This is a genomic window from Microcoleus sp. A003_D6, from assembly GCF_036702825.1.
Lineage (GTDB): Bacteria > Cyanobacteriota > Cyanobacteriia > Cyanobacteriales > Microcoleaceae > Microcoleus.
Window position 1 is genome coordinate 1 of sequence record NZ_JAUBWA010000174.1, and the last position, 10,718, is coordinate 10,718.

Here is a 10,718-nt window from a genome sequence, read left to right on the forward strand (position 1 = left end):
CAGCTTCCTCAGCAGGTGAAATCTTAACGGTAGAATGCGGGTTTCAGTCGCTGCCCAAAAAACTGTCCGGAGTATTGCTTTATTGAAAAAAGCAGCAGTGAGGAGCCAGACTGATAAAAAGCATTTAACTACTTGCGGGACATATTAGTAGAGCAAGGATTCCTTGCCCTACTAACAGCCTTAAAGCAGAGTAATTGCAGTCGAGGCCTGACCGCCGATCGGACCTGCACCAAAGCCTAAATTCACCACACCACGACGGGGACCAAGAGGATTGTTCATCGTCAGCACAACGCTAGATTGACCGGGGTTAAAGTTGACCGTTCCTCCATTAGGAGTCACACTACCAGATGGATTGATAATATTGTAGTCCACGTTGTTCACAGGTTGACGACCACCAGGGGCAGCAATCAAAAAGTCGATCGAAGCCGAACCCGAAATATCACCAGTCCGGTTAATCGTGAAAGTTCCAGCCGCGCCATCAGCAATAGAACCAGGAGACGAACCGTAAGAGAAGAAAGTCGGAGGCGCAACAGTAGAATCAAGAATACTCAAAACCGCCGTTGATGGACTCGCCAAACTGCCACCACTTATGAACAAATTCACAGTTTCAGTAGGCTCTATGCGACCATCAAATAAAGTTTGAACCGGAACTTGTGCGCTAGCTTGTCCAGGCGCAAAAGTGACCGCTTGATTCACACGGGTGTAATCTGGTGCAGTGCCCCCACCCAAAGCAGTACCATTACCAGTGGTGAACGAAATTGTAGCCCCTATCGAAAGATCCCCAGCACGATTAATCGTAATTGGCGCAGTGCTACCCTCGTTGACGCTGTAAGCAGCCGCACTGAAGAAAAACGTGTTTTGACCGGGTGTCGGCGTCGGCGTCGGCGTTGGAGTCGGAGTTGGCGCGACATCATTAATCGTCAAAATAGACGGATTACTGCCCACATTGCCACCGCTAAGCACCAAATTCACAGTTTCCGGCGATTCCAAAAGCAAATCGTTCAAAGAAGTCACTGTGAAACTAGCAATAGTTTGCCCCGCAGCAAAATTCAACGCCCCCGCAGCCAAAGTGTAATCGGGTGATGTCCCAGAAGCATTTGCGGAACCGTCAACAGTAGCGTAGTTAATCGATGCAGCCGCCGTACCACCTGTGCGAGTCACGTTAATCGTAGCCACGCCGCCTTCATTCACCGTGTAACTTCCTTGCTCGAATTGGAAGACACTTGCAGGTGTTGGAGTTGGCGTCGGCGTTGGCGTTGGCGTCGGCGTCGGCGTCACATCATTGCCTTGATATTGAATACTCCGCACTAGGTAGTCGGAACTATCGCTTTTGAATGCGGTGGCGGTGTAGGCAGCGGTAGGGCTATCGTAGGCTTTGGCAGAGAACCGCAGTTCGTCAAAAGCAGCGCCGGTGAGAGGGTTTGCTTCTACCTTGAATTGGAAATTGCCATCGGCACGATCGGCAGTAAAAGTCACTCCATTTGAAGACACAGAGAGAGGTTTTGGAGTGGTCGGAGCGTTGAGGCGAGTGATGGTAAAATTGGTAGCCGGTACCAAAACCCCATTATTGAAGATTTGCAGCAAACCAACTTCATTGCCTTGATCGCCCGTTCCAGGAGCTGTTTTGACGCTCAATGAACTTAGGTCGATCGTGGCGCTAGTCACGTCTTTGTTATCCGCCCATTTCACCTTCAGCGCCTGAGATTGATTGGTGTTGGGGTCATAGTTGATTTCCGCCCGCACTTTATTGACATCGGTGAACCAACCATCATAAGCAGATGGGACACCAATACCACCGGTACTGCCGTAACTTAACCAGCTTTTAGGGTTTTGGTTCGTTGCTAAAGTGAGGTTGCTGATGGTTGTAGGGTTAAGGTAGTCAGTTTCGGCGCCATCAACAGCTATCCCAGACAGTTTGATACCTTGATTCTGGGAGGCGGTAGCCCATTTTGCAATCAGGTCATCGATGACGCTGTAATTAGTGTTTTGACCCAAAGAACCAGTGAATGAAGTAGCCATAGCTTTCTTTTGATGATGAGTAATTAAGGATTAGAAGTGACTGAAAACCAGAGGTTGGGCTTTCTTTATAGCGATCGGTCACTGCAAGAAAAATTTCGTCGTAAGTACGTGCAGGTAAATCAAGTAAAAATGCTTATACTTTCAAAATGCTTGCCCAATAAGCAGTTGAAGGCTTTATTGTCCCTGATAAAATGTTGAGTGTAATTACTTGCACCTACTTAGGAAGATGCTTATTATTTACTTTCATCATCAATAACGTTGCTCCGGAAAAATTTCCGAGAATTTTTTCATCTCTATAAAAAGCGGGTTTTTCACATCTGTAGAGGAGAGCTTAAATCCCACATTTCGCACCCAACGGCCGCGTACAGTGCTTCAGCGGACAAAAGTGAATTAGCAGAGACAAAGCATCAGTAAAAATACTGAATAATTTATATCTCTAAGGATCGCAAATTAAATAACTTACAATTTTAATTGTTATTGTGGTATTATTGGTGACAATTTAAGACTTAATTGCATTTGTTAATCAGTAATATTACTCAAAAAAACTGCTTTTTGAGGAGTGGAAAATTCACGATTTGAGAGGGAGTAGGTATAAATATCACCCTCGGCACGATCGCACGATCGCCCAAATCTCAGTTTTGGGCCCAAAATCCGAGTAAATGTTGAGCATAATTGCTGATTGACAAATGCTTTCTTAGCTTAAGCTGTTGTGCATTTAATTTGTATGTTGAGGGCGGGCAAGATGCCCACCCCACAAGAGGAAAAATTTATTTGACTATGCAATTTAAATGCGGATTAGCTTAACTTGTTACCAATGGGAGTGAGTTGATTCATCAGACATCTCAAAAAATCCCCAAACCATTGACGTGATAGGCTTTGTGGTTGTTTTGCCGCAGTGTCCAACAACCACAAGGCCTATCAGCCAATAGTCCGGACAGTTTTCAATCACTAACGGCAGAATGCTGGTTTCAGCCTTCTCAGTGAGGTCAAATGCTAACGGTAGAATGAGGGTTTCAGCCTCGGTCTCAAAAACTGTCCGGAGTATTGATCGGCAGCAATTTGATAAATAAGAAGCAGGAATTATAAACCTACCCTCTGATTTGTCAGCGGCAACTCTACAATCAACTCAGTTCCTCCACCCATCTGACTGACACAGTTAATCCGGCCGCCGTGAGCTTGAACAATCACTTGATAGCACACTGAAAGTCCCAAACCAGTGCCTTTCCCCACAGGTTTAGTAGTAAAAAATGGGTCAAAAATCTTGTCTTGAATTTCCGGAGGAATGCCGGTTCCCGTGTCGCGGATAGAGATTGTTACCCAGTCTGGAGCGCTTTGCCAACTGCGGATAGTTAATTCCCCCGGTTTGACGGGTGACTGGAGCGCATCTAAAGCATTGTCAATCAAATTATAAAATACTTGGTTGATTTGACTGGCATGACATTGGACGGGCGGCAAACTGCCGTATTGCTTGTCTATTTTGATATGGGTTTTTAGCTTATTTTGCAGCATCAAAAAACTGCTTTCTAAACCTTCATTCAAATCTACCGGTTGTAATTCAGCGTGGTCTAAACGAGAAAAATTCCGCAGCGTCATCACGATCGAGCGAATCCTCCCGCTTCCTTCCCGCATTGAATTGAGCAGTTTACCAAAGTCTTCTCGAATGTAATCCAGTTCTAGTTCTTCATTGATTCTGACAATTGCCTCCGCTGCTTCCGGGCAGGCATTTCCGGCAAGTTCTAGAGCTTCGTTCAAGACTTTGAAATATTCTTGAGCGTGAAACAAGTTAGCGTGAATAAAATTGTTGGCGTTGTTAATTTCGTGAGCAATTCCCGCTACCATTTGCCCCAAACCGGACATTTTTTCGCTTTGAATCAATTGCTGCTGTGTCGATCGCAATTCTTGGAACGCTGCTTGCAATTGCTGGGTTTGAGCTTGAGATTTGACCGCAGCTTCTCGGACTTTGCTGTAAAGTTCTGCTTGCTGAATGGCGATCGCCATTTGGTCGGCTAGCTGCGACAGCAACTCCATTTCTTGCGACTCCCAATTGCGGGTATCCCCGCACTCGTGAGCAATCAGCAAACCCCACAGTTTACCTGGAAATTTTAAATTACAACTTCCGGCTGTAGGGAGTGAATTTTCTTCGCTTCTCGACGTAACAATCGGCACGATCAGATTAGCTTTTACCTGCAAACGGTCTAAGAAATCAACGTGGCAAGACTCTAAACCGGCATTGAAAATATCATTAATTGCTTTGACTCGCCCTTGCTGGTAAAGATCGGCGTAATCTCCCCGGAAACACTTATCTGCCCCCATATCTCCTAAAATTGAAGGCCAAGGAACCGTCATGTCTTCAACGACAACTTTTCCCTGCCAGTTGTCTTCAAACTGGTAGATAATTACTCGATCGCACTGCAACAGTTGGCGGACTTCCCTCACCGCTGTTTGCAGGATAGTTTCCAGATCCAGGGTACTGCGAATTTGGTTGCCGATCAGTCGCAGCAGCGATTCTTGTTCGGCTTGGCGGCGGGTTTTGCTGTAGAGTTTGGCTTGATTGATCGCGATCGCCAATTGCGATGCTACCCCTTCTAAAAGTTGCCGTTCCCAATTCGTCCATTCCCGTTCGCGATCGCACTGATGCAAGCCAATTATGCCGTTCACTTCACCTTGATAGCGAGTAGCTACTGCCAGCATTGACTTAATTTCCAAAGCTTCAGAAATTTTTCGGGTTTGTTCGTTCAATCCGGGAAAATCCAGAAACCTCGTCAATGCTAGCGACTCTTGCCCAGATACGACTGCGGTTAAGTGCGGGTTGTCAGTAATCGGTACTTTCATGCCCAGTTGGATCGGATAGTCCCCCGCGTTGTACTCTCCCCGCGTGACTAAAGTTTTTTCTGTATTTGATTCTTTGACTAAAATGCTCGCGCGGCTGGACTGTAGCGCTTGCCCCAGCAATCTGCAAGCGGATGTCAAAATTTCTTCTATGTCAAGTGTACTGCGAATTTCGTTATTAATTTGGTTCAGCAAGTTTGATAGCTGAACTTGCTGCTGCATCTGCACGATTATGGCTTTTTGTTGGTCTACTTCCGGCAGCGAAAGACTTTCTTCCTGCCTCCAATTTTCATGTTCAGGCAACCGCGAAGTTAATCTCGGCGAGGGGTTTTCGTGTTCTTGTATTTTTAAAGACATATTTACTCAGCAGTTGTACAGTATTTTGATTGAGCCTGGTTTTTTAAACCTCTGCTTACCCCGCCAAGAGCCCGATCGCAGCTACCAGGACTTTTGGAATATCTTAAGACATTATAAAGGATGCAGCCTGAGCATAGCTATTATTTGCTTTACAAATATTTATAAATATAAAGTATGCGCTCGGCAGCCTACAATACTAATTGTCGCGCCCCATTGAACTCGGTCAAATGTCAAATAAAGTTAACCGCGCGGTTAAGCGAAGAAAATTAATTTAACATCTATCTTTAGTTCAATGTTTGCGCGTTCTATCGTCATGGAAAAATCAATTGCTGACAATTTTCTCCCGCAAGATTGCACCGACAACCTTACCTATGAATTGACAGGTAAAGGTCAGATTAAAATAGCTTTGGCGATCGGGAATTCGCGCCTGCACTGGGGATTATTTGCAGGCAAAACTCTGGAGAAAACATGGGATACAGAGCATCTCAATGCTGATGCTGTTTCCCGGGTCTCCGAGCCGGAAAAATCTGAATATTTGGTACAAACAGTAAGGAGGTCGATCGAGGAAATATCTTCTCAAAATCTCCTTTGTCTTCCTGCTACTCCCGCTTTTTCTAGTCCTCACACACTTTCTTTAGTTCCCCTGCCTTTAGTTATAGCCTCAGTTGTTCCCCAACAAACAGCAATTTGGCAGAGTTATCCTGATGTCCGAATTATTACTTTAGACCAGTTGCCGATCGGGGGACTCTATCCTACCCTAGGAATTGACAGAGCTTTGGCTTTACTCGGTGCTGGCAACCAATTCGGTTGGCCAGTTTTACTTATAGATGCTGGTACAGCTTTAACATTTACTGGGGCTGATGTCAATAGGTATTTAGTTGGGGGCGCCATCTTACCGGGTTTGGGTTTGCAGTTATCGTCCCTAGGTAAAAAAACTGCTGCATTACCCTTAATCAGCTTACCAGAAAATCTGCCGCACCGCTGGGCGAAAGACACTGCGGCGGCAATTCAAAGCGGAGTTGTGTATGCGACGGTGGCAGGAGTTAGGGATTTTATTGAAGATTGGCGGTGTTTGTTTCCTGATAGCAAAATTGCACTCACGGGGGGCGATCGAACTTTGCTACTGCAATATCTCGCCTCAGCTTTTCCCGATACGGCTTCCGCAGTAATTGACGCACCCGAAGCCATTTTTTGGGGAATTAGCCTGTTGACTGTTGACTGTTGTCATTTTATCAATGACCAATGACCAATTCCCAATGACCAATTCCCGATTCCCAATTCCCAATTTACTTAGCAAATTCCCGAATATACTTAGCAACAAGTTCCGGGACTTCCTGCGGTAAATTGCTTTCCCCCGGACTGACTAATTGCAGTTCGGCATTAGGAGCCAGAGCAGCATAGGATTGACACAGAGACGAAGCTGCGGGCGAATCTTCAGAACCGTGCAAAAGCAAAACAGGCGCTTTGAGCAAAGGCAAATTCTCATCAACTAACTCCGCTGTAATTTCGGCCTGCCGCCGCCGGAACAGCAACTGCACCGCAACTGGGGACTGAATCAACTGCTGTCTGAACTTTAGCAGTCCGTCAATCTTGTTTTGGCGGCCCAGCAACTTAGCAAATGGAGAGATCGATCGCAGCAACCAGAAAGCCAGCGGAGGTTTGCCGATCAGCCAGTTAGCAGTCTGCCACCGCCCCCGCCGGTTGCCAACCTTTACGCCTTCTGGGGCCAGCAACACCAAACCCTGAACTCGATCGGGATATTTGATCGCGTAGCTGGCGGCCACCCAGCCGCCCACAGAGTGACCGATTAAATAAACCTCTGGCAGCTTCAAAGTATCGAGGTATTGGGCGAGACATTCTACTTCCAGGTCGATCGAATAATGAATTTTCGGGCGTTCCGAGTCGCCAAACCCCAGCAAATCCGGTGCGAAGCATTGGTAGTAGGGGCTCAAATGTTCGATCGTCCTCAGCCACTGACTGCTGTCGAGCCAAGAACCGTGCAAAAATACTAAATTCGGCCCTTGACCGACTTCGTGCCAAAAGATTTGCCCTACAGAGAGTTTGACCCGAGAATTGCGTAGCGGTGAGTACATCCGGTTAAATATTTAGCAATAAAAAGATGATTAATTTAATGTTCAGAGTTTTTGAATAAAAGTAGGAAAACATTAAAAATTCATTCCACAGTCATCACAGACAACTTTTGACGGCCAGGTAATTTCCGACTTTTCTCAAATTTGGATGCCCCGCCAGTTTACGCCAAAGTTGTCAGGCCTTGAAAATAGTCCTGTAAGTGTTGGTCGTTATCGTGGCTGAGCTGGCCCTGGGGCAGCGATGCTGGCAAAAAAGCCTCAACCTCGCTGACTTCAAGCGTATCCTGAACTTGCATCTTTCCCTGCACCTCTGCTGCCACCACGATACAAATAGAGTGCAAGCGAGGGTCTCGATCGGCTGCCGAATAAACACCCACCAAGCGGCGGATTTTGACTAAATCGAGTCCTGTTTCCTCCGCTAATTCCCGCCGCACTGTCGTCGGGATATCCTCTCCCCAATCCACCATACCTCCGGGCAGTCCCCAGCGACCGTTGTCGCGGCGGCGAATCAACACAATTCGCCCGTCAGGCAATACAGGAATCACCGCAGTACCAGTGACGGGATGGCGAAAAATCAGCCCCAGCACAGTTTGTACAATTTGCCACAATCGACGCATAAACTCAAAAGCTTGTTTAGGGAAAAGTAATTTCAGGTTTCCGAGCTGCGAGCTCAAAAGTCTTAATTTTTAATTTTTGATTGAGTCTAGAGGTCTGGCAAGTCTGCTAAAATCTCCGCCGCGTGAGTTTCTGGTTTGACTTTGCGGTAAACTTCTTCAATCCTACCATCAGGGTCGATCGCTCGACGGCGATCGAGTAATTCCCATAAATTCTTTTCCCATAAATTTTTTTGAACCCGTAACAGCCGTAGTTGGCTTTCGGGACTTCGGCGTTTGAGTCGCACGGCCTGGGGTATTATCCCGATGCTAAAAATAGAGTACAACTCGCCGCCGGAGAAAATCTGCGAGGCTTACTAAATTGCCGATCGCGTCGCGCAGGCTGAAAATAGGAGCTACGCCACCGGAATTAAGGTCATTTGTCCTATTTGTCAATAACTTATCGGAATCTTCTCGAAGATGGAAAACACGCCGTCCCCACCAAGGCCCAGATTCCCACCGTCTCAAGGGACGAAGAGTCAAGAGTGTTCTTTTCGATCCGTCCTGTACCGGGTGTGCTATAATCGTCATCGGTCTAAAATTGAGTATAACTAGACAACGTAAAAACTTAACTCAATTAGTTGAGTGCGTAGTTACACCGATAGGTGTTGCGGTTTAGGAAAGCTAAATTTGAAGAAAACCTAGCTACATAAGAACCGATCGAGTACGGTAGGGCATACCGGAATTCACGTTTGGGGAGAAGACACCTCTACTTTGGCGCTCAGAAATTCTGTCGCAAGCAAGTGACTTCGCCCAAGCAAGAATGTCAGTAACGAAGAGTGCCCAGAATGTCAATATTAAGAATCCCCGGGCTTTCAGATCCGGGGAGTGTCCATGTTTATTAGTGAGGTCATAATGGCTAAGCGCCGCAATCTCAAGAAAGAGAAGGCACAACGAAATCAAGCATACGCTCGCAAGTTTCGCAAGCGGAGAAATCAAGATATGTTCTCCAACAAGAGAAGGCGATTTGACGGCGGCAACGGCGGTGGTATGGGCGCCATGAGCGGCGGCGGCAGGGACAAAGACATGGCTGCTGCTGAAGATTAATTGAGTCAGGCTATCTGCCGAACTTCGTAGAACCCGAGTGGAAAACACGATCGTTCTTTCGGAGAGATAGCCAGCCTGAATGTTTCCCAGAATTTAACGATGTTTAGGCGATCCGATCGCGCGCAGCGATAAGTGATTTTCTCACTTGTTCAAACCCGGTACCCCCGTAACTATTGCGAGCCGCCACCACTTGCTGAGGTGCGATCGCGCTGTAAATGTCTGTCTCAAACGCAGGGTGCAAGTCTTTCCACTCCTCAATTGTCAAATCTTTGAGGAGTTTGCCCCCCGAAAGGCAAGTTTTGACGACTTTGCCCACGAGGTTGTAAGCTTCCCGGAAGGGAACCCCTTTGGCCGCCAAGTAGTCTGCTACGTCTGTAGCGTTAGAAAAGTCTTCCGTAACGGCAGCGGCGAGGCGATCGCCCCTGAAGGCGATTCCTTCCCGCAGCAAAATCGTCATAGCTTCCAAGCAACCTTGTACCGTTTTGACGGTATCAAACAAAGCTTCTTTATCTTCTTGCAAATCTTTGTTGTAGGCCAAAGGAAGTCCCTTCATTACTACGAGCAAGGCTTGTAAATGACCGAACACCCGCCCCGCTTTGCCCCGCACCAACTCCGGCACGTCGGGATTTTTTTTCTGGGGCATGATGCTAGAACCCGTAGCGCAGCTATCTTTGAGCGTAATAAATCCAAATTCGTGAGAAGACCACAAAATCATTTCTTCTGACAAGCGGCTCAGGTGTACCATAATCAAGCTGCTAGCCGCGAGAAATTCGATCGCAAAATCTCGATCGCTCACTCCATCTAAGCTGTTAGCATAAACCTTGTCAAACTGCAATAGTTCTGCCGTATAATGTCGGTCGATCGGGAAAGTCGTTCCCGCCAGGGCGCCGCAACCCAAAGGCGAAATATTCACCCGCTTGCAGATATCGCCGAGGCGTTCCCAATCGCGATCGGACATTTCAAAATAAGCTAACAGGTAATGAGCCAAACTGATGGGCTGAGCGCGCTGCAAGTGCGTGTAACCGGGGATTAAAGTTTCCACGTTAGTCTCAGCAATATCGAGCAAAACCCCTTGAAATTCCCGCAATTGCTCGCGAATTCCTGCGATGCGATCGCGCAAATACAAGCGAGTATCAGTACCTGCTTGATCGTTGCGCGATCGGGCCGTGTGCAGCTTTTTGCCCGCATCCCCCACGATATCCGTCAGCCGCTTCTCCACAGCGAAGTGAACGTCTTCTGCATCAACTCCCGGAACAAAAAGTCCTTGGCGGTATTCGCTGCGGATCTGTTCCAAACCATTGACTAACTGTTCGCCTTCTGCTGCGGAAATAATCCCCGTTTTTGCCAGCATTTTAGCGTGAGCGACAGAACCAGTCAAGTCGTACTCGATCAGTTCAATATCGAAGCCAATACTAGCATTGAATAGGGCGATCGCCGGGTGCAGCGCCGATTCAAATCTTTGACTCCAAGTTTTTTGTTGTGTTGTCATTGCTGAAGCTAAAACTAGATTATATGTCTTTTGCAGAAGTCTATAAAAACCGATTGGTTGCAAAGACTTTAGTCCTTCCTCCGGTTTGTAGTCGGGACTTTAGTCCTCCCTCCCCAATGCGGCACGAAAAAACTCAAGTCCTGACTACAAACTTTATATAGGGCTTGCCGAAAAAGCCTAAAACCTGGACAGAGAAAGACTTTGACTGGTTTGAACGCTCCGCGTGTGCAAGCT

At 47.0% G+C, this 10,718-nt stretch carries 9 protein-coding genes; 2 read left to right on the forward strand and 7 right to left on the reverse strand.

Features of this window, described 5'->3' with window-relative positions; genetic code table 11:
- Nucleotides 1–180 precede the first annotated feature (180 nt).
- Nucleotides 181–2,019 (reverse strand): Calx-beta domain-containing protein, encoded by a 1,839-nt coding sequence (locus QUB70_RS29540; RefSeq protein ID WP_332985222.1) that lies wholly within the window; start codon nt 2,017–2,019, stop codon nt 181–183.
- 1,080 nt (nt 2,020–3,099) lie between these two features.
- Nucleotides 3,100–5,205, reverse strand: a complete 2,106-nt coding sequence (locus QUB70_RS29545; RefSeq protein ID WP_332985223.1) for a GAF domain-containing sensor histidine kinase — start codon at nt 5,203–5,205, stop codon at nt 3,100–3,102.
- A 313-nt stretch (nt 5,206–5,518) separates the two neighbouring features.
- Between QUB70_RS29545 and QUB70_RS29550 the strand changes: the two genes are divergently transcribed.
- Nucleotides 5,519–6,451: a pantothenate kinase gene (locus tag QUB70_RS29550; RefSeq protein ID WP_332985225.1), complete on the forward strand. Its 933-nt coding sequence runs from the start codon at nt 5,519–5,521 to the stop codon at nt 6,449–6,451.
- A 40-nt stretch (nt 6,452–6,491) separates the two neighbouring features.
- Here the strand turns inward: QUB70_RS29550 and QUB70_RS29555 are convergent, their stop codons facing one another.
- The 4 genes from QUB70_RS29555 to QUB70_RS29570 all read right to left on the reverse strand — a co-directional run bounded on the left by QUB70_RS29555 (nt 6,492) and on the right by QUB70_RS29570 (nt 8,431).
- On the reverse strand, nt 6,492–7,298 hold the full coding sequence (locus tag QUB70_RS29555) for an alpha/beta fold hydrolase (RefSeq protein ID WP_332985227.1): 807 nt from the start codon (nt 7,296–7,298) through the stop codon (nt 6,492–6,494).
- A 158-nt stretch (nt 7,299–7,456) separates the two neighbouring features.
- On the reverse strand, nt 7,457–7,912 hold the full coding sequence (locus QUB70_RS29560; RefSeq protein ID WP_332985228.1) for an NUDIX hydrolase: 456 nt from the start codon (nt 7,910–7,912) through the stop codon (nt 7,457–7,459).
- Nucleotides 7,913–7,998: 86 nt separating this feature from the next.
- Complete coding sequence (locus tag QUB70_RS29565; protein WP_332985229.1) at nt 7,999–8,196, reverse strand: hypothetical protein; 198 nt, start codon at nt 8,194–8,196, stop codon at nt 7,999–8,001.
- Nucleotides 8,197–8,218: 22 nt separating this feature from the next.
- Nucleotides 8,219–8,431, reverse strand: a complete 213-nt coding sequence (locus QUB70_RS29570; RefSeq protein ID WP_332985230.1) for a hypothetical protein — start codon at nt 8,429–8,431, stop codon at nt 8,219–8,221.
- Nucleotides 8,432–8,803: 372 nt separating this feature from the next.
- On the opposite strand from QUB70_RS29570, the gene QUB70_RS29575 reads away from it, so the two are divergent.
- On the forward strand, nt 8,804–8,995 hold the full coding sequence (locus tag QUB70_RS29575; RefSeq protein ID WP_190738786.1) for a hypothetical protein: 192 nt from the start codon (nt 8,804–8,806) through the stop codon (nt 8,993–8,995).
- 103 nt (nt 8,996–9,098) lie between these two features.
- On the opposite strand, the gene argH is transcribed toward QUB70_RS29575, so the two are convergent.
- Complete coding sequence (gene argH / locus QUB70_RS29580; protein ID WP_332985231.1) at nt 9,099–10,484, reverse strand: argininosuccinate lyase; 1,386 nt, start codon at nt 10,482–10,484, stop codon at nt 9,099–9,101.
- Between the last annotated feature and the right edge of the window lie 234 nt (nt 10,485–10,718).